The sequence below is a fragment of the Arthrobacter sp. P4_H3 genome (assembly GCF_056400885.1).
Genome location: NZ_JBFUKK010000001.1, coordinates 163849 through 183321, shown reverse-complemented (window position 1 = coordinate 183321; position 19473 = coordinate 163849). Strand labels below are relative to the sequence as shown.

The 19473-nt window shown below is 65.5% G+C and carries 17 protein-coding genes; 13 read left to right on the top strand and 4 right to left on the bottom strand.

All coding sequences use genetic code 11. The features are described from left to right. The first annotated feature begins 9 nt into the window (after nt 1-9). The 13 genes from uvrA (at nt 10) to AC1DRE_RS00810 (ending at nt 14538) form a co-directional block, all read left to right on the top strand. Nucleotides 10-2937: an excinuclease ABC subunit UvrA gene (gene uvrA, locus AC1DRE_RS00870; protein ID WP_476982916.1), complete on the top strand. Its 2928-nt coding sequence runs from the start codon at nt 10-12 to the stop codon at nt 2935-2937. 111 nt (nt 2938-3048) lie between these two features. Next, nucleotides 3049-3765 carry an HAD hydrolase-like protein gene (locus AC1DRE_RS00865; protein WP_476982915.1) on the top strand — a complete coding sequence of 239 codons (717 nt, stop codon included), beginning with the start codon at nt 3049-3051 and terminating at the stop codon, nt 3763-3765. Next, complete coding sequence (locus AC1DRE_RS00860; RefSeq protein WP_476982914.1) at nt 3752-4420, top strand: lysophospholipid acyltransferase family protein; 669 nt, start codon at nt 3752-3754, stop codon at nt 4418-4420. The genes AC1DRE_RS00865 and AC1DRE_RS00860 overlap by 14 nt, the downstream gene beginning before the upstream one ends. Nucleotides 4421-4458: 38 nt before the next feature. After that, on the top strand, nt 4459-6468 hold the full coding sequence (uvrC, locus tag AC1DRE_RS00855) for an excinuclease ABC subunit UvrC (protein WP_476982913.1): 2010 nt from the start codon (nt 4459-4461) through the stop codon (nt 6466-6468). A 68-nt stretch (nt 6469-6536) separates the two neighbouring features. Then, nucleotides 6537-7460 carry an RNase adapter RapZ gene (gene rapZ / locus AC1DRE_RS00850; RefSeq protein WP_476982912.1) on the top strand — a complete coding sequence of 308 codons (924 nt, stop codon included), beginning with the start codon at nt 6537-6539 and terminating at the stop codon, nt 7458-7460. Further along, nucleotides 7460-8479 (top strand): gluconeogenesis factor YvcK family protein, encoded by a 1020-nt coding sequence (locus AC1DRE_RS00845; protein ID WP_476982911.1) that lies wholly within the window; start codon nt 7460-7462, stop codon nt 8477-8479. The genes rapZ and AC1DRE_RS00845 overlap by 1 nt, the downstream gene beginning before the upstream one ends. 9 nt (nt 8480-8488) lie before the next feature. Further along, entirely contained in the window at nt 8489-9469 is a 981-nt protein-coding gene (whiA, locus tag AC1DRE_RS00840; RefSeq protein ID WP_011691931.1) for a DNA-binding protein WhiA, read from the top strand. A 191-nt stretch (nt 9470-9660) separates the two neighbouring features. Beyond that, the gene (locus tag AC1DRE_RS00835; RefSeq protein ID WP_104174183.1) at nt 9661-10284 is read left to right on the top strand and encodes a superoxide dismutase; all 624 of its coding nucleotides are present in this window, start codon (nt 9661-9663) and stop codon (nt 10282-10284) included. Nucleotides 10285-10559: 275 nt separating this feature from the next. Beyond that, on the top strand, nt 10560-11570 hold the full coding sequence (gene gap, locus AC1DRE_RS00830; RefSeq protein WP_104174184.1) for a type I glyceraldehyde-3-phosphate dehydrogenase: 1011 nt from the start codon (nt 10560-10562) through the stop codon (nt 11568-11570). Between the two features lie 10 nt (nt 11571-11580). Beyond that, the gene (locus AC1DRE_RS00825; protein ID WP_476982910.1) at nt 11581-12807 is read left to right on the top strand and encodes a phosphoglycerate kinase; all 1227 of its coding nucleotides are present in this window, start codon (nt 11581-11583) and stop codon (nt 12805-12807) included. A gap of 83 nt (nt 12808-12890) precedes the next feature. After that, on the top strand, nt 12891-13706 hold the full coding sequence (gene tpiA, locus AC1DRE_RS00820) for a triose-phosphate isomerase (RefSeq protein WP_476982909.1): 816 nt from the start codon (nt 12891-12893) through the stop codon (nt 13704-13706). A gap of 50 nt (nt 13707-13756) precedes the next feature. Continuing rightward, the gene (gene secG / locus AC1DRE_RS00815; RefSeq protein ID WP_104174187.1) at nt 13757-14014 is read left to right on the top strand and encodes a preprotein translocase subunit SecG; all 258 of its coding nucleotides are present in this window, start codon (nt 13757-13759) and stop codon (nt 14012-14014) included. A gap of 146 nt (nt 14015-14160) precedes the next feature. After that, nucleotides 14161-14538 carry an RNA polymerase-binding protein RbpA gene (locus AC1DRE_RS00810; RefSeq protein WP_476983321.1) on the top strand — a complete coding sequence of 126 codons (378 nt, stop codon included), beginning with the start codon at nt 14161-14163 and terminating at the stop codon, nt 14536-14538. Here the strand turns inward: AC1DRE_RS00810 and pgl are convergent. Genes pgl through AC1DRE_RS00790 form a run of 4 tightly spaced genes read right to left on the bottom strand, consistent with a single transcriptional unit; the run spans nt 14509 to nt 19470 of the window. After that, nucleotides 14509-15327 carry a 6-phosphogluconolactonase gene (pgl, locus tag AC1DRE_RS00805; protein ID WP_476982908.1) on the bottom strand — a complete coding sequence of 273 codons (819 nt, stop codon included), beginning with the start codon at nt 15325-15327 and terminating at the stop codon, nt 14509-14511. The genes AC1DRE_RS00810 and pgl overlap by 30 nt on opposite strands. After that, nucleotides 15317-16258, bottom strand: a complete 942-nt coding sequence (locus AC1DRE_RS00800; RefSeq protein WP_104174190.1) for a glucose-6-phosphate dehydrogenase assembly protein OpcA — start codon at nt 16256-16258, stop codon at nt 15317-15319. Before AC1DRE_RS00800 ends, pgl begins: the two co-directional genes overlap by 11 nt. Continuing rightward, nucleotides 16255-17817: a glucose-6-phosphate dehydrogenase gene (gene zwf, locus AC1DRE_RS00795; RefSeq protein WP_476982907.1), complete on the bottom strand. Its 1563-nt coding sequence runs from the start codon at nt 17815-17817 to the stop codon at nt 16255-16257. The genes AC1DRE_RS00800 and zwf overlap by 4 nt, the downstream gene beginning before the upstream one ends. A gap of 15 nt (nt 17818-17832) precedes the next feature. Further along, nucleotides 17833-19470: a glucose-6-phosphate isomerase gene (locus AC1DRE_RS00790; RefSeq protein WP_476982906.1), complete on the bottom strand. Its 1638-nt coding sequence runs from the start codon at nt 19468-19470 to the stop codon at nt 17833-17835. Between the last annotated feature and the right edge of the window lie 3 nt (nt 19471-19473).

Here is a 19473-nt window from a genome sequence, read left to right as displayed (position 1 = left end):
CATTAGTGGGTGCCTAAAGCCGTAGCTGAAGAACCAGCCGTTGATGCCCGCTCCGCTGTCGTACCCCTAAACCAAGGGAAACCGGCGCGCCCGGACCTTTCCCGCCTTGTGGTGAAGGGGGCACGGGAGCACAATCTGCGCAACGTGGACCTGGACCTGCCGCGGGACTCCATGATCGTTTTCACCGGACTGTCCGGGTCCGGAAAATCATCCCTGGCGTTCGACACGATTTTCGCGGAGGGCCAGCGCCGCTACGTGGAATCGCTGTCCGCGTACGCCCGCCAGTTCCTGGGACAGGTGGACAAGCCGGATGTGGACTTCATTGAGGGTTTGTCCCCGGCCGTTTCCATCGACCAGAAGTCCACCAGCAAGAACCCCCGGTCCACCGTGGGCACCATCACCGAGATCTATGACTACATGCGCCTGCTCTGGGCCCGCGTGGGCCGTCCGCACTGCCCCATCTGCGGCGAACCGGTAGCGAAGCAGACGCCGCAGCAGATCGTGGACCAACTGCTTGAACTGCCGGCCGGCACACGCTTCCAGGTTCTCGCTCCCGTCGTCCGCGGGCGCAAGGGCGAATTCGTCGACCTCTTCAAGGAACTGACGGCCAAGGGCTATTCGCGTGCGCGCGTGGACGGGGACCTCATCCAGTTGAGCGATCCCCCCAAGCTCGGCAAGCAGTTCAAACACACCATCGAAGTGGTGGTGGACCGGCTCGTGGTCAAGGAAGGCATCAGCCAGCGCCTGACCGACTCGGTCGAAACCGCCCTTGGACTGGCTGAAGGCCGCGTGCTCGCCGAATTCGTCGACCTCGAAGCGGATGATGCAGAACGGATCCGGGCATTCTCCGAGCACCTGGCCTGCCCCAACGAGCACCCCCTCGCCATCGACGAAATCGAGCCCCGCTCGTTCTCGTTCAACAACCCATTCGGCGCCTGTTCCGCCTGCAGCGGCATCGGCACCAAGCTGGAAGTGGATGAGGAACTCATCATCCCGAACCCGGAACTCTCCCTCGACGAGGGCGCCATCGCTCCCTGGTCGCTTGGTACGGCCACCAGCGAGTACTGGAACAGGCTGCTGTCCGGGCTCGCGAAGGAACTCGACTTCTCGATGAAGACGGCGTGGCAGAAGCTTCCCAACGACATCCGGCAGACCGTGCTGCACGGCAAGGACCATAAGGTGGTGGTGCAATACCGCAACCGCTTCGGCCGGGAGCGCAAGTACAGCACCGGCTTCGAGGGCGTCGTCCAGTACGTCCACCGCAAGCACCTGGAGACCGATTCAGACTCGGCCAGGGACCGGTACGAAGAGTACATGCGGCAGATTCCCTGCCCCGCCTGCAACGGCGCCCGCCTGAACCCGGCCTCGCTCTCCGTGCTGATCAACGGCAAGTCCATCGCCGAAGTGGCAGCGATGCCGATGCGTGAATGCGCCCACTTCCTGGACACCCTGGTACTCACCGGCCGCGAGGCCCAGATCGCCCACCAGGTCCTCAAGGAAATCCAGGCCCGCCTCACCTTCCTCCTCGACGTCGGCCTGGAGTACCTGAACCTGGAGCGTCCCTCCGGCACCCTGTCCGGCGGCGAAGCACAGCGCATCCGGCTGGCAACGCAGATCGGTTCCGGCCTGGTCGGCGTCCTCTACGTCCTCGACGAACCCTCCATCGGCCTGCACCAGCGAGATAACCGCCGGCTGATCGAAACGCTCACCCGCCTGCGGGACCTCGGCAACACCCTCATTGTGGTGGAGCACGACGAAGACACCATCCAGGAAGCTGACTGGGTTGTGGACATCGGACCGGGCGCCGGCGAGCACGGTGGCCAGGTGGTGCACTCCGGGTCCTACAAGGAACTCCTGGAAAACACCGAATCGCTGACCGGCGACTACCTCTCCGGCCGGAAGAAGATCGAGATCCCCAAGAAGCGGCGCAAGTACGACAAGAAGCGCGAACTGAAGGTCATCGGCGCCCGGGAAAACAACCTCGTCAACGTGGACGCCGCCTTCCCGCTGGGACTGCTGACGGCTGTGACCGGCGTCAGCGGCTCGGGCAAGTCCACCCTGGTCAACGAAATTCTCTACAAAGTGCTGGCCAACAAGCTCAACGGCGCCAAGCAGGTGGCCGGCCGGCACAAATTGATCCAGGGCCTCGAGCATCTGGACAAGGTGGTTCACGTCGACCAGAGCCCCATCGGCCGGACGCCGCGGTCCAACCCGGCCACCTACACCGGCGTGTTCGACAACATCCGGAAGCTCTTCGCCGAGACCACCGAGGCCAAGGTTCGCGGCTACCAGCCCGGCCGGTTCTCGTTCAACGTCAAAGGCGGGCGCTGCGAAGCATGTTCCGGCGACGGCACGCTGAAGATCGAGATGAACTTCCTGCCGGACGTCTACGTGCCCTGCGAGGTCTGCCACGGTGCGCGGTACAACCGGGAAACCCTGGAAGTCCACTACAAGGGCAAGACCATCGCGGACGTGCTCAACATGCCCATCGAGGAAGGCGCTGAGTTCTTTGCCGCCTTCTCGCCGATTGCGCGCCACCTGCGCACGCTCGTCGACGTCGGGCTGGGCTATGTGCGGCTGGGGCAGCCTGCCACCACGCTGTCCGGCGGCGAGGCGCAGCGCGTGAAGCTGGCCGCGGAACTCCAGAAACGGTCCAACGGTCGGAGCATCTACGTCCTGGACGAACCCACCACCGGCCTGCACTTCGAGGACATCCGCAAGCTGCTCATGGTCCTGCAGGGGCTGGTGGACAAGGGCAACACCGTGATCACCATCGAACACAACCTCGACGTCATCAAGAGCGCGGACTGGATCGTGGATCTTGGGCCCGACGGCGGTTCCGGCGGCGGCCAGATCATCGCAACAGGCACCCCGGAACAGGTCGCGAAGTCAACCAAGAGCTACACTGCAACGTTCCTGGCGGAGATCCTGGCCTAGCCCGGACCCCGGCACACCGAATGGCTGGAGCTTGCTGATCCGGCGGGAAGAAGTATTCCTGTCCGGGAATGCGAGTTTCAGCCATTCGCGTCCTCGTGAGAAACTAAGCCGGTGACCCTTTCAACAGTGCCCGTGATCTTCGACCTGGACGGCACTCTTGTCGATCCGGCGGGGGGAATAACGGGCGGAATCTCCGCGGCCCTTACCCAACTCGGCATCAGGGTCCCGGCCCCGGCCCAACTGGACGCGATGATCGGTCCGAAACTCAGTGACTCCCTCCTGAATATCGCCGGCGTTCCGCCCGAGCATCTTGCCGAGGTCATCCGCGTCTACCGGGCCTACTACCTTGAAACCGGCATCGCCCAGAGCCGGCTGTACCCCGGCATCCGGGAACTCGTTGAAGGTTACGCCTCCTCCGGTCGGCCCATTGCCGTGGCGACACAGAAGCCGGAAGGGCTCGCAAAGATTGTGCTCGAGCACCACGGCATCGCTGCCTCCTTCCGGTTCATCCGCGGGTCAGCCGCCGATGAGGCCGCCGGCGTCACCGCCCCGCTTGGCAAAACCGAAATTGTGGCAGCTGCCCTGTCCGACCTGCGCACACAGCACGCCGTGATGGTGGGGGACCGCGCCCAGGACGTGGCCGGGGCCATGGCCAACGGCCTTGACTGCATCGGCGTCAGCTGGGGATTTGCTCCCCACGGCGAGCTCCACGAGGCCGGCGCCGTCGCAATCGTGGACTCCACCAAAGGCCTCGCGGCAGCAATTGACAACATGGACGCCATCCGGAACGCAGCCATGAGTGAGGTGCACGACGATGGCGTTGTTTGATGCGATCCGCTGGACCACCCGCACGCTGATCTCCGGAACCTGCCGGCCGACGGTCATCGGCTTGGAGAACGTCCCCAAGGACGGGCCTTTCATCGTCGCCCCCAACCACCTGTCGTTCCTGGACAGCGTGATTGTGCAGGCACTGATGCCCCGCCCGGTGGCGTTCTTCGCCAAGGCCGAATACTTCACCACGGGCGGTGTGAAGGGGAAGGTCATGAAGTCCTTCTTCGAATCCGTGGGCTCCATTCCCGTGGAACGCGGCGAGCAGGCGGCCAGCGTCGCCGCCCTCAAGACACTGCTTGACATCCTCGAGGCAGGCAAGGGAATCGGGATCTATCCCGAGGGAACCCGCTCCCGGGACGGGATCCTGTACCGCGGCCGCACCGGCGTCGGCTGGCTTGCGCTGACCACCGGTGCCCCGGTGATTCCCGTCGGCCTCATCGGTACCGAAAACCTCCAGCCGGCGGGCCAGAACGGCGTGAAGCCGCAGCACTTCACCATGAAGGTGGGCGAGCCGCTGTACTTCGAAAAGACAGGCCCCGACCACTCACTGCCTGCCCGGCGCCAAGTCACGGACCGGATCATGGACGCCATCGCCGAGCTCAGCGGCCAGGAGCGCTCCACCAGCTACAACCAGAGCAAGGCAACGGAGTAGCGTCGGGGACGCCCCTGCATCCTCAGTAGACTTGAATCGTGGCAGATCCAGCTAGTTACCGACCCCAAACGGGTGAAATTCCCACCAACCCCGGCGTGTACCGATTCCGGGATCCGCACGGCCGCGTCATTTACGTCGGCAAGGCCAAGAGCCTGCGGTCCCGGCTGAATTCGTACTTCGCCAACCCCGGGGGCCTGCTGCCCAAGACATACGCCATGGTCCACGCGGCCAGCAGCGTGGAGTGGACCGTCGTCGGGAGCGAACTGGAGTCCCTCCAGCTGGAATACACCTGGATCAAGGAATTCAAGCCGCGGTTCAATGTGGTCTTCCGGGACGACAAAACCTACCCCTACCTTGCGGTGACCATGGGGGAGAAGTTCCCGCGGGTCCAGGTGCTCCGCGGGGAGCGCCGCAAAGGCACCCGTTACTTTGGCCCGTACACGGCCGGGGCCATCCGCGAAACGATGGACACCTTGCTGCGCGTTTTTCCCGTCCGCAGCTGCAGTCCCGGCGTGCTGAAGCGGGCCCAGGCGAGCGGGCGGCCGTGCCTGCTCGGCTACATCGACAAATGCTCCGCACCGTGTGTCGGCCGGGTGACCCCGGAGGAACACCGGGCGCTGGCGGAGGACTTCTGTTCGTTCATGGGCGGCGAAGCCAAACGCTTCATCGCACGGCTGGAGAAGGACATGGCCGCGGCGGTTGCCGAGCTCGACTACGAGCGCGCCGCCCGGGTCCGGGACGACATCATCGCCCTGCGGAAAGTCTTCGAACGCAATGCCGTGGTCCTGGCCGAGGACACCGATGCCGATGTGTTCGCGCTGCATGAGGACGAGCTGGAGGCGGCCGTCCAGGTGTTCCATGTCCGGGGCGGCCGCGTCCGGGGCCAGCGCGGCTGGGTGGTGGAAAAGGTCGAGGATTCCACCACTCCGGACCTCGTCGAGCACCTGCTCCAGCAGGTCTACGGCGAGGAGGGCGACAGCCAGGGCCGGATGCCCCGGGAAGTCCTGGTCCCTGAGGAACCGAGCAACGCTGCCGAACTGACGCAATGGCTCTCCGGCCTGCGCGGCGCCAAGGTGGACGTCCGGGTTCCGCGCCGCGGGGACAAAGCAGCGCTCATGTCCACCGTCCGGGAAAACGCCGAGCACGCCCTGCAACTCCATAAGTCGCGCCGTGCCGGCGACCTGACCAACCGGTCCCTCGCATTGCAGGAACTCCAGGAAGCCCTGGACCTGCCGGTGGCGCTGCTCCGCATCGAGTGCTTCGACATCTCCCACGTGCAGGGGACGAACGTGGTGGCGTCCATGGTGGTGGTGGAAGACGGTCTTCCCAAGAAGTCCGACTACCGAAAGTTCTCCATCACCGGCGCCGCAGCCGTGGATGACACCGCGGCGATGCACGACGTCCTCACGCGGCGCTTCCGGAATTACCTGCAGGAGAAGTCGGCGCAGGCGGAAGCGGCACAGCTGCCCGGGCATCAGGCCGCGCTCGAAGCCATTGCCGCCGCCTCCGTGCAGGACACCACCACGCCGGCACCCCGCGCGAAGTTCGCTTACCCGCCAAACCTGGTGGTGGTTGACGGCGGCAAGCCCCAGGTCAACGCCGCGTCGCGCGCCCTGGCGGAACTCGGCATCGAGGACGTCTACGTCGTCGGCCTGGCCAAGCGCCTGGAGGAAGTCTGGCTGCCGGACAGTGATTTCTCGGTGATCCTGCCGCGGACGTCCGAGGGTCTTTACCTTCTCCAGCGCATCCGCGACGAAGCCCACCGTTTCGCCATCACCTTCCACCGGCAGAAGCGCGGCAAGGCCATGACGGTTTCCGCCCTGGACAGCGTTCCCGGGTTGGGCGAGGCCAAGCGCAAGGCGCTGCTCGCACAGTTCGGCTCGGTCAAGAGCATCCGGACCGCCAGCGCGGCCGAACTAACGACGGCCAAGGGCATCGGCCCCTCGCTGGCGGACGCAATCGTCAGCCATTTCAGCAACGGCGCCGCGGCCTCCGGTGCGGAAGGGCCGTCAATCAATATGACGACCGGCGAAATCATTGAAACTTAGCTAGGGTAAGGAGCTGAAGCGGAACGCGCGGTTGCGTCGAATTACATAGCAGGAATGGGGCATTGCTCATGGCAGAGTCAACGGCAGGATCCGAAGCGGAACAGGACGGCATGACGCCCGTCAGGCCCGTTGAAGCGGAACTGCTCGTGGTGACGGGTATGTCCGGGGCGGGGCGCAGCACCGCCGCGGATGCCCTCGAAGACCATGGCTGGTATGTCGTTGAGAACCTGCCACCGCAGATGCTCGGCACGCTGGCCGAACTCGTGTCCCACGCCCCGCAGTCCATCCCCAAGCTCGCCGTGGTGGTTGATGTGCGCAGCACGGCTCTCTTCGCCGACATCCGGGCGGCGCTGAAAACCCTCGAGGCCAGCGGCGTCACGTTCCGTGTCCTGTTCCTGGACGCCAACGACGACGTCCTGGTGCGCCGCTTCGAGCAGGGCCGCCGTCCGCATCCGCTCCAGGAAGGCGGGCGGATCCTCGACGGAATCGCCGCGGAGCGGGATTTGCTGCATGAACTGCGCGATTCCGCGGACATCGTGCTGGACACCTCCGACTTCAACGTCCACGCCCTCGCCACGGCCATCACGGAGCTCTTCAGCGAAACCGGTCCGGTGGCCCTGCGGCTTAACGTCATGAGCTTCGGCTTCAAGTACGGGCTGCCGGTGGACGCGAACTTTGTGGTCGATGCCCGCTTCATCCCGAATCCGCACTGGGTTCCGCAGTTGCGCCCGCACACCGGTCTGGACAAGGACGTCAGCGACTACGTCCTCGAAGCCGAAGGGGTCAAGAGCTTCGTGGACCGCTACGTGCTGGCCATCGAGCCTGTGCTGGACGGCTACCGCCGGGAAAACAAGCACTATGCCACCATCGCCGTGGGCTGCACGGGCGGCAAGCACCGTTCGGTGGCCGTCGCCATGGAACTGTCCAAGAAGCTGGCACAGTACCCCCGCGTCACCGTGACCACCACTCATCGGGACTTGGGCCGCGAATAATGGGGATGCTTACCGGGCCGCTGCCCCTTGTGCCGCCGGCGAGTGGCACCGGCGGCGCGCAGCTGGACAAAGGTCCGTCCGTCGTCGCCCTCGGCGGTGGCCACGGACTGTCAGCTTCGCTGTCCGCCTTGAGATTGTTGACCTCCGAGCTGACCGCCATCGTCACCGTAGCGGACGACGGCGGGTCTTCCGGGCGCCTGCGCGAGGAGTACGGCGTCCTCCCGCCCGGCGACCTCCGGATGGCGCTCACCGCACTGTGTGACGACACCGACTGGGGCCGGACCTGGCGGGACGTTATGCAGCACCGCTTCCAGCCCGGGGCAGGCCGTGGCGGCTCACTCGACGACCACGCCATGGGCAACCTGCTGATCGTCACGCTCTGGGAACTGCTGGGCGATACCGTGGGCGGCCTGAAGTGGGCCGGCGCCCTCCTGGGCGCCCGCGGGCAGGTCCTTCCCATGTCCAGTGAGCCGCTGACCATCGAAGGCGATGTCCGGGTGCCCGGACCGGACGGTGGCTTCACCTTGGAGACCGTCAGGGGCCAGGCCAAATGCGCTGTGGCGGGCTCGCTGGAGAGCGTCCGGCTCCTGCCGGAGTCGGCCCCGGCCTGCACTGAGGCCCTGACGGCCATCGAGCTGGCGGACTGGGTCATCCTCGGCCCGGGCTCCTGGTACACGTCCGTGCTGCCGCACCTCCTGCTGCCGGAAATGCGCCAGGCACTGTCGGACACCCCGGCCAAGCGGTGCCTGACCATGAACCTGGCCACGGATACCAAGGAAACGTCTGGGATGTCCGCTGCCGACCACCTGCATGTGCTGCGAAACTACGCGCCCGACTTCAGCATCGACGTCGTGCTTGCGGACCCGGTGTCCGTACCGGACATTGAGGAGTTCAAGCGGGCCGCGGGGATGCTCGGTGCCGAGGTGGTGTTGGGTAAAGTAGGGGCGTCGAGCCGCCGTCCGATCCACGACCCCCTGCGTCTGGCAACGGCGTACCACGATATTTTCGGGAACAGTTAGGAAGGTGCCATGGCACTGACATCATCAGTCAAGGAAGAACTGTCCCGCCTGGACATAAAGAAGTCCTCGGTCCGCAAGGCTGAAGTCTCCGCAATGCTGCGCTTCGCCGGCGGCCTGCACATTATCTCGGGCCGGATCGTCATTGAGGCCGAGGTCGATCTCGCCTCCACGGCGCGCCGGCTGCGTGCCGCTATCGCCGAGGTGTACGGCCACCAGAGCGAGATCATCGTGGTCTCCGGCGGCGGTCTCCGCCGCGGCAACCGGTACGTGGTGCGGGTGGTGCGCGACGGTGAGGCGCTGGCACGCCAGACCGGGCTGCTGGACGCGCGCGGCCGCCCCGTCCGGGGCCTGCCTTCGGCGGTGGTCAACGGCTCGGCCGCCGACGCCGAGGCCGTATGGCGCGGCGCGTTCCTTGCCCACGGGTCGCTGACAGAGCCGGGGAGGTCCTCGGCCATGGAGGTCACCTGCCCCGGTCCTGAATCTGCCCTTGCACTGGTCGGCGCGGCCCGCCGGCTCGGCATCCAGGCCAAGGCACGAGAGGTCAGGGGAGTGGACCGGGTGGTCATCCGGGACGGTGATACCATCGCCGCCCTGCTCACGCGGATGGGTGCCCACGACGCGCTGATGGTGTGGGAAGAGCGCCGCATGCGCAAAGAGGTGCGCGCCACCGCCAACAGGCTGGCCAACTTCGACGACGCCAACCTCCGCCGCTCCGCCCAGGCCGCGGTGGCCGCCGGCGCCAGGGTGGACCGCGCCCTGGAGATCCTCGGAGACGACGTCCCGGATCACCTCAAATATGCCGGTGAGCTCCGTGTGGCCCACAAGCAGGCGAGCCTTGACGAACTCGGCCGTCTGGCTGATCCGCCCATGACCAAGGACGCCATCGCCGGCAGGATCCGCAGGCTGCTGGCAATGGCGGACAAACGTGCCCTGGACCTGGGGATTCCCGGGACCGAGGCCAATGTGACGCCGGAAATGCTGGACGAGTAGCGGCGCCCCTAGAATCGAGACCGGGTGACGGAAATACCTCGCGGCGTTCGGCGGTTGTGCCCCCTGGGAGCCATGGCCTGCCGGATCCCGCCGGATTCCGTCCCCTATAGATTTCCGGGTGACCTGTCATCCGGATGCACAATCCGAGAGTTACCAAACCGGACAACCTGTCCACGACATTGGAGGATTTTGTGACCGAGTACGTACTGCCTGAACTCAGCTACGATTACGCAGCGCTGGAGCCCCACATCTCCGCACGCATCATGGAGCTGCACCACAGCAAGCACCACGCTGCCTACGTTGCCGGCGCCAACAACGCGCTGGCGCAGCTGGCCGAGGCACGCGAAAAGGGCGACTTCGCCAACATCAACCGCCTTTCGAAGGACCTGGCCTTCCACACCGGCGGCCACGTCAACCACTCCGTGTTCTGGAACAACCTGTCCCCGGACGGCGGCGACAAGCCCGAGGGCGAGCTGGCAGCAGCCATCGACGACGCCTTCGGTTCCTTTGACGCGTTCCGCGCTCAGTTCAGCGCCGCAGCACTCGGCCTGCAGGGCTCCGGCTGGGGCTTCCTGGCCTACGAGCCCATCGGCGGAAACCTGGTCATCGAGCAGCTTTACGATCAGCAGGGCAACGTGGCGCTCGGCACCACTCCGCTGTTGATGCTCGACATGTGGGAGCACGCCTTCTACCTGGACTACGTCAACGTCAAGGCCGACTACGTCAAGGCTTTCTGGAACATCGTGAACTGGGCCGACGTCGCCAAGCGCTTCGAAGGTGCACGCAAGAACGCAACGGGCCTCATTACCCTGTAATGCGCTTCTGGTGTGATGTGGAAGACATCCACATGTAACAAAGTTCACATTTGGGCCGTTTCGGGCCGAATCGTGGACGGTCTGCCCCCGCACTTGCGGGGGCAGACCTTCTTAAACGTAAGATGGATCACGGAAGGCGGTTAGCCTTCAGCAATGTGGCTGGTCGCCCTCCGATCTGGTAATCATCTCTGCCCAATGGCGTGCGGGATCTGTTAGTTGGCTTGAACGCCCGCTTAACTAGTTGTGCTTCTACAAGCACCAAGGAGACTAAAAAAGTGACGACCCGTATTGGTATCAACGGCTTTGGCCGCATTGGCCGCAATTACTTCCGCGCTGCACTCGCACAGGGTGCGGACCTCGAAATCGTTGCCGTCAACGATCTCACCAGCCCCGAAGCGCTGGCCCACTTGCTCAAGTACGACTCCGTCGGCGGCCGCCTGAAGGAAACCGTCGAGGTCAAGGACGGCAACATCGTTGTCAACGGCAACGTCATCAAGGTCCTGGCCGAGCGCGATCCCGCCAACCTCCCGTGGGGCGAGCTCGGTGTTGACATCGTCATCGAGTCCACCGGCTTCTTCACGAAGGCCGCCGCTGCGCAGAAGCACATCGACGCCGGCGCCAAGAAGGTCCTGATCTCCGCCCCCGCCTCCGACGAGGACATCACCATTGTGATGGGCGTGAACCACGAGCTCTACGACTCCGCAGCCCACAACATCATCTCCAACGCCTCCTGCACCACGAACTGCCTCGGCCCCCTGGCCAAGGTCATCAACGACGAGTTCGGCATCGAACGCGGCCTGATGACCACGATCCATGCCTACACGGCCGACCAGAACCTGCAGGACGGCCCGCACAACGACCTCCGCCGCGCCCGCGCCGCCGCCATCAACATGGTCCCCACCTCCACCGGTGCGGCCAAAGCCATCGGCCTGGTGCTCCCGGAGCTCAAGGGCAAGCTGGACGGCTACGCCATCCGCGTACCGGTCCCCACCGGCTCCGCAACCGACCTTACGGTCACCGTTTCGCGCGAGACCACCGTTGAGGAAGTCAACGCAGCCCTGAAGAAGGCGTCTGAGTCCGAGGCCCTCCAGGGCTTCCTGACCTACACGGATGAGCCGATCGTCTCCTCGGACATCGTCGGCGACCCCGCATCCTCCATCTTCGACTCAGGACTGACCAAGGTCATTGGCAACCAGGTCAAGGTTGTTTCCTGGTATGACAACGAATGGGGCTACTCGAACCGGCTTGTCGACCTCACGGAGCTCGTCGCATCCAAGCTGGGCTAGGGTTAGACACATGACATTCCACACCCTCAACGAACTGATCGCTGATGGTGTCCGCGGGCGGTACATTCTGGTCAGAAGTGACCTGAATGTGCCGCTCGACGGCTCTGAAGTGACTGACGACGGCCGCATCCAGGCCTCCCTGCCAGTACTGACGAAGCTCACGGACGCCGGTGCCCGCGTGCTGGTCACAGCCCACCTCGGACGCCCCAAGGGCGCCCCGGAGGAGAAATATTCCCTCAAGCCGGCCGCGACGCGGCTGGCCGAACTGGCCTCCTTCAAGGTCACCCTTGCCGGGGACACCGTCGGTGCCTCGGCAAAGGAGCTGGCCGCGTCGCTGCAGGACGGCGAAGCGCTGATCCTTGAGAACGTCCGGTTCGACGCCCGTGAGACCAGCAAGGACGACGCCGAGCGCGGCGCCTTCGCGGATGAACTGGTTGCGCTGACCGGAGACAACGGCGCCTACGTGGATGACGCCTTTGGCGCCGTCCACCGCAAGCACGCCAGCGTGTACGACGTCGCCACCCGGCTGCCGTCCTACCAGGGCGACCTCGTGCACACGGAGGTCGAGGTGCTGCGCAAGCTCACCACCGACACCCAGCGGCCCTACGTCGTTGTCCTCGGCGGATCCAAGGTCTCGGACAAGCTTGCGGTCATCGACAACCTGATCGGTAAGGCCGACACGATCCTGGTCGGCGGCGGCATGCTGTTCACCTTCCTCGCAGCTGCCGGCCACAAGGTGGCAGGCAGCCTGCTGGAAGAAGACCAGATCCCCGTTGTACAGGACTACCTGAAGCGGGCGGCCGACGCCGGCACCGAGTTCATCGTGCCCACTGACGTTGAAGTGGCGGGCAAGTTCGCCGCGGACGCTGATCACGAGACGGTCCCGGCTGACGGCATCGAGGGCAGCAGCTTCGGTGCCCAGGGCATCGGCCTGGATATCGGACCCGATTCGGCCGCCGCATTTGCGGACCGGATCAAGGGCGCCAAAACCGTGTTCTGGAACGGCCCCATGGGCGTCTTCGAATTCGAAGCCTTTGCCGGCGGCACCCGTGCCATCGCCCAGGCCCTCACGGAAGCGGATGCCTTCACGGTGGTTGGCGGCGGCGACTCCGCGGCTGCTGTCCGTACCTTGGGCTTCGCCGACGACCAGTTCGGTCACATCTCCACGGGTGGCGGCGCCAGCCTGGAGTACCTCGAAGGCAAGGAACTGCCGGGCCTCAGCGTCCTGGACCGCTAGATCCTCCAGCCGGCAGGGCGCCCTACCGAATATCTCGGGCGCCCTGCCGGCTGTTCACATGACAAGCACTTTTTGGAGAACACGTGACAACGTCAACGAATGGCAAGTTCGACCGCACGCCCCTCATTGCCGGCAACTGGAAGATGAACATGGACCACGTCCAGGGCATCACGCTGCTGCAGAAACTGGCCTGGACTCTGTCCGATGCCAAGCATGATTACAGCCGCGTTGAAGTTGCTGTTTTCCCCCCGTTCACAGACCTTCGCGGCGTTCAGACCCTGGTCCAGGGCGATGAGCTGGACGTTGTCTACGGTGGCCAGGACCTGTCGCAGTTCGATTCGGGCGCCTACACTGGTGACATTTCGGGCCAGTTCCTGAACAAGCTGGGCTGCAAGTACGTCCTGGTGGGCCACAGCGAACGCCGCACCATCCACAACGAGTCGGACGATGTCCTCAACGCCAAGGTCAAGGCCGCCTACCGCCACGGGGTTACACCGGTGCTTTGCGTCGGCGAGGGCCTCGAGATCCGGCAGGCCGGCACGCACGTCCAGCACACGCTGGACCAGCTGCGCGCCGACGTCGAGGGCCTCGGAGCCGAAGAAGCAGCCGCCCTTGTGGTTGCCTACGAACCCGTCTGGGCCATCGGCACCGGCGAGGTGGCAGGCCCGGAGGACGCGCAGGAAATGTGCGCAGCCATCCGTGCTGAACTGACCACCCTGTTTGGCGACGAAGTTGCTGCGAAGGTCCGCCTGCTCTACGGCGGTTCGGTCAAGGCCAACAATGTGGCGGCCATCCTGGACGAACGCGACGTTGACGGCGTGTTGGTTGGCGGGGCCAGCCTCGATCCCGCTGAGTTTGCTAATATTGTCAGGTTCGAGAGTCACCTGCTGACGGATTAGTCCGGACACAAGGCTTGACCTCCGCAATCATCAACTTCTGAAAGGCCGTCGTGGACGTTCTTCATGTCATTCTGCAGATCCTCCTGGGCATCACCAGCCTCCTGCTGACGCTGCTCATCCTGCTCCACAAGGGACGGGGCGGCGGTCTGTCGGACATGTTCGGCGGCGGCATGAGCTCGGGCCTCAGCTCGTCAGGCGTGGCGGAACGGAACCTGAACAGGTTCACGGTTATCCTCGGCATCACGTGGGGCGTTGTTATCATCGCCCTTGGCCTGCTGATGCGCTTTTCCTCGGGCGGGGACTCCTAGCAGTTTCTGCCGGATACACACCGGGCCCGGAATTTCCCGGGAATTTACACGACCGGTACTAACGGCCCTGCCGCCGTCGGGAACTCCGAACTAAACTGTGGCTGTTGCTTGCAACAGTCCGTCAGTCGAGTAGCCAGGAGTTCCCGATGGTGCATGCTACTTCAGGGTTTCGGGGAACCCGCGTGGGTGTAACAGAGGGGTCGGGCCCCAACATCCAGCCTAATGATTTTGTCGGTGAGCGGTTGCCGCGTATTCGTGTTTCCTATTGGTGCGCCAAGGGACACGAGACGCGGCCTGTTTTCATTAAGCTCCCGGAGGACCAGATCCCGGTCGTGTGGGACTGCCGCCGCTGCGGGGGCACAGCGACGCGGGACGAGTCCCCGGCGGAGCTTCCACACCGTCCCGACGAGGGCTACAAGAGCCACCTTGAGTACGTTAAAGAACGACGCTCCAGCCAGGACGCCGAAGACGTACTGGCTGGAGCGTTGGAACGGCTAAGAGCCCGCGGGACCTTTTCGGACTAGCTGCTCCGGAACCCTGGAAGCGGCGTTCTCGTCGATGAGCCACAGGGTCCGTGAGCGTCCGGTCGGTCCTGCCGCCGGGACCTGAACGGGGTTTGCGCCCGCCAGAGCCAGTCCGACGGCGCCGGCCTTGTCCTCGCCTGCAACAACCATCCAGACTTCACTGGCGGTGTTGATCGCGGGCAGGGTGAGGGAAATCCGTTCCGGGGGCGGCTTGGGCGAATTCCGGACACCCACAACAGTGAGCTCCTTCTCGCGGATGCCAGCCTGCTCGGGGAACAACGAGGCCACATGGGCATCCGGACCCACACCGAGCAGTACCACATCGAACCGGGGAAGCGTGCCCGGGTTCGCCGGACGGTCATCGGACATGTCGGCCGCGTGCTCCGCGGCTGCCGCTTCGGCCAGGCGGCGCGCGTAGTCAGCCGCAGCCTCCTCCGGGCTGTCGAAGTCGTCAGTGGACCCCGGCTGGTGCACCCGTTCCGGATCCACCGGAATACGCGACAGCAGCGCCTCGTGGGCCTGGAGGGTGTTGCGGTCGTTGTCGCTGCTGCCCACGAAGCGCTCGTCGCCCCACCAGAAGTTGACCTTCGACCAGTTCACGGCCGGCGCCGCCGCGGAGTCAGCAACCGCCTTGAGGGTTCCGATGCCCACAGTGCCGCCCGTGAGCACCACTGTCGCCTCACCGTGTTTGTCCTGGACATCCACGAGTTTGGTGATGAGCCGCGCCGCAATGGCCGCCATCAGGACGGATGAGTCAGGGTGGATGCTTACTCGGGGATCAGCGCTCACTGGGACGGACACTCCTTAGGTTTGTACGGGGCAGTCCAATAGTAATCACTTCACCGAAGACTTCGTCGGGGTCGAGGCGGCGGAGTTCTTCGGCGAGGCAGTCGCGGAGGCTGCGGCGCGGCAGCGAGATGCGCTGCGCCGGCTGGCCGGGCTGCGTCAGTTCGGCCACGGACAGGCCGGGACGGAACAGCTGGACATCGCCGCTGGCACGGCTCAGCCGGACGCGGCGGATGCCGGTGCCGGCCGGGTCGGCCACGATGGTGACGGGGGCATCCAGGGACAGGGTCAGCCATGCTGCCAGGAGCAGGGTGCTGGGCGAGTCCGAGGCGCCTTCGACGGCGACGGCCGTGACGGGCGAGGAATCGACCTGGTCCAGGACCGCGGCCAGCTGGATCCGCCAGTTGGTCAGGCGGGTCCAGGCGAGGTCGGTGTCGCCGGCCTTGTAGGTGTTGCGGATGTTGTCCAGGGCCCGCTGCGGGTCTTCCTCGTTGGCCGAGTCGGTGATCCGGCGGTGGGCGATCCGGCCAATGGAGGTCTCGCAGGCGCTCTTGGGTGCGCCGTGCGGCCACCAGGCCACGATCGGGGCATCGGGGAGCAGCAGCGCCGCGACCAGGGATTCGCTTTCCTCAGCGAGTTCCCCGTAGCCGCGAAGCACGATGACCTCGGAGGCGCCGGCGTCGCCGCCCACCCGGATCTGGGCGTCGAGCCGGGTCGGGGCCTTCGCGCCGGCGTCGGCCAGCACGATGATGCGGCAGGGGTGTTCCCGGCTGGCGTCGTTGGCCGCTTCGATGGCCTCCTCTTCCAGCCCGGACTTGGTAACCACTACGAGGGTCAGGACCCGGCCCAGGGCGATCACGCCGCCCTGCTCGCGCAGGGACATGATCTTCTTGGATATTTTCGAGGTGGTGGTGTCGGGAAGATCTACGATCATGGCCTTCTCCAGGTTCGTCCGTCGCGGGCAAGCAGCTCATCGGCGGAGGCAGGGCCCCAGCTTCCGGGCGCGTAGGGCTCCGGCTGTTCACCGAGGCTTGCCCAGTAGTCTTCAAAGGGGTCCAGGATCTTCCAGGACAGTTCCACCTCGGCGTGCCGGGGGAACAGGGGCGGCTCGCCGAGCAGCACGTCCAGGATGAGCCGTTCGTAGGCCTCCGGGCTGGACTCGGTGAACGAGTGCCCGTAGCCGAAGTCCATGGTCACGTCGCGGACTTCCATCTGCGTGCCCGGGACCTTGGAGCCGAAGCGGATCGTGGCGCCCTCATCGGGCTGGACCCGGATCACCACGGCGTTCTGGCCGAAGTCGTCGTCGGCGTGATCCCGGAACAACAGGTTCGGTGCGCGCTTGAACACCACGGCGATCTCCGTCACGCGGCGGCCCAGGCGCTTGCCGGCCCGGAGGTAGAACGGCACACCGGCCCAGCGCCGGGTGTGGATGTCCACCCGGATGGCAGCGTAGGTCTCCGTGGTGGAATCAGCCGGGATGCCCTCTTCCTCCAGGTAGCCCTGCACTTGCTCCCCGCCCTGCCAGCCGCCGGCGAACTGCCCGCGGGCCGAATGCGTGGACAGGTCATCGGGGAGCTTGACCGCAGCCAGGACCTTTTCCTTTTCCGCACGAAGGTCGTCCGCGTTGAAGGAAATGGGTTCCTCCATGGCCGTCAGGGCCAGGAGCTGGAGCAGGTGGTTCTGGATCACGTCGCGGGCCGCGCCCACACCGTCGTAGTAGCCTGCGCGGCCGCCGGTGCCGATGTCCTCGGCCATGGTGATCTGGACGTGGTCCACATAGTTCGCGTTCCACAGCGGCTCGAACAGCTGGTTGGCGAAGCGCAGCGCCAGGATGTTCTGGACCGTTTCCTTGCCCAGGTAGTGGTCGATCCGGAACACGGCGTCCGGCGGGAAGACCGACTCCACGATGTCGTTGAGCTGCCGGGCCGACTCGAGGTCGTGCCCGAACGGCTTTTCGATGACCACACGCCGCCATTTGTCGCCGTCGGCCTGCGCCAGGCCGTGCTTGGACAGCTGCCGGCAGACCTGTTCGAACGCCTTCGGCGGAATCGACAGGTAGAACGCGTGGTTACCGCGCGTTCCGCGCTGGGCGTCGAGTTCTTCGATCGTGTCGCCGAGCCGCTCGAACGCCTCGTCGTCGTCGAATTCCCCCTGGACAAACCGGATGCCCTCGGACAGCTGGTTCCAGACCGCCTCGTCGAACGGGGTGCGGGCGTACGCCTGGACCGATGACTTCACCTCGGCGGCGAAGTCCTCGTTGTCCCACTGCCGCCGGCCAAAGCCCACCAGGGCAAAGCTCGGCGGCAGCAGGCCACGATTGGCCAGGTCATACACGGCAGGCATGAGCTTCTTGCGGGCAAGATCCCCGGTCACCCCGAAGAGGACCAGCGACGAGGGGCCGGCGATGCGGTTCAGCCGGCGGTCCCGCGGGTCCCTCAACGGGTTGCGGCCCCGCCCTGCTGACTTCCTGCTGCCGTTTTCAGTTTCTGGCATGGTTGCTTCGGTGCCTTAATTTTCAGTGTGGGATGCTGCCTGGCCGGCAAGCGCTGAAATGATGTCCTGCAGCTGCTTGACGCCGGCGGCGCGGTCCGTGAGGTGCAGGCGGAGGACCGGACGTCCGTGTTCGCTGAGGACCTGGGCGTCGCCGGTGGCCTGCGCCGAGATCAGCTCACCGAACGTGAAGGGCCGCTCCGGGATGGACAGGTCCGTGGCGGACGATGCCGTCACCTGCAGGAACACGCCGATAGCGGGTCCGCCCTTGTGGAACTGGCCGGTGGAGTGGAGGAACCGCGGGCCCCAGCCAAACGTCACCGGGCGTCCGCTGACGGCGGCGAGCTGGTCGCGGACGCCTTCGAACGGAGCGTACGCCAGGCGGTCGAAGTAGGCCTGGACACTGAGGTAGCTGTCGTCGGCGAGCTGCGAAAGCAAAGCGGACACGGCGTCGGAAGCCGTGGCGGCATCTCCCAGCCAGTCGCCGCCGCGGACCTCGATGGCGCCGTCGACGAAGTTGGCGGGGGTCGGTTCCGGCTGTGCGTCCAGCAGGCCGCGGGCGGCCACCTTGGCGGCCTCGACGTCGGGCTGGTCATAGGGATTGATGCCCAGCAGCCGGCCGGCCACTACCGTCGCGAATTCCCACACCATCATCTGCGTGGCCAGGCCGCCGGCAATGGCGACCTCGTTCTCGCCGAGCTGCACGTCGTCGGCGTCGGCCGCTACCAGCCGCACCACCAGGACGTCGGCTGCACCGGAGGTGACCTCCGGGGCGGACGGACCGGCTACGACCGGCAGTACTCCGGTGCCCAGCTTGCCGGTGGATTCGGCGATGAGCTGCTCGGCCCAGTCGGCGAAGCCGACGATGCCGGACCCGTCCTCCGCGATGACGATTTTGTTACGCAGCGGGTTGGTGCCGCCCAAAGCCGTGCCAAGGGCAAGGCCAATGTTTTCCGGGGCGTCCTCGTTGAGGACCTCGGCAGCTTCCTCGGCCTCATCCAGGAACGCCTGAATGTCCACACCGGCCAGCCCGCAGGGGACCAGGCCGAAGGCTGTCAGCGCCGAGAAACGGCCGCCGACGTTGGGGTCGGCGTTGAACACGGCGCGGTAGCCGGCCTCCCGGGAAGCCTTGTCCAACGGCGAACCCGGGTCGGTGACGATGATGATGCGGCTCTTGGCGTCGACCCCGGCATCGGTGAAAGCCTGCTCGAAGATCCGGCGCTGCGAATCGGTCTCCACCGTGGAGCCGGACTTGGACGACACAACGATTGCTGTCTCGGTCAGGCGGTCCATCAGCGCGGCACCGACCTGTTCAGGGTCGGTGCTGTCAAGCACAGTCAGCTCGACGCCAGCGGTGCCCGCAATGACTTCAGGCGCCAGCGAGGAGCCGCCCATCCCGCAGAGGACGATGCGCGTTACGCCTTCGGCCTTCAGCGCATCGCGGAGTTCCAGGATGTCGCCAACCAGGGGCTGGGAGACGGTGGCCGCCTCGACCCAGCCCAGCCGGATAGCGGATTCCTGCTCGGCATCCGGACCCCACAGGGTATGGTCCTTCGCGAAGATCCGGGTGGCAACCCGGTCTTCCAGCAGGGCGGGCAGGTGCTGCTCAAGTGCCTGGCGGGCTGCGCCGGTGGCGTCGTAGCTGAGTGTGCTCATGAT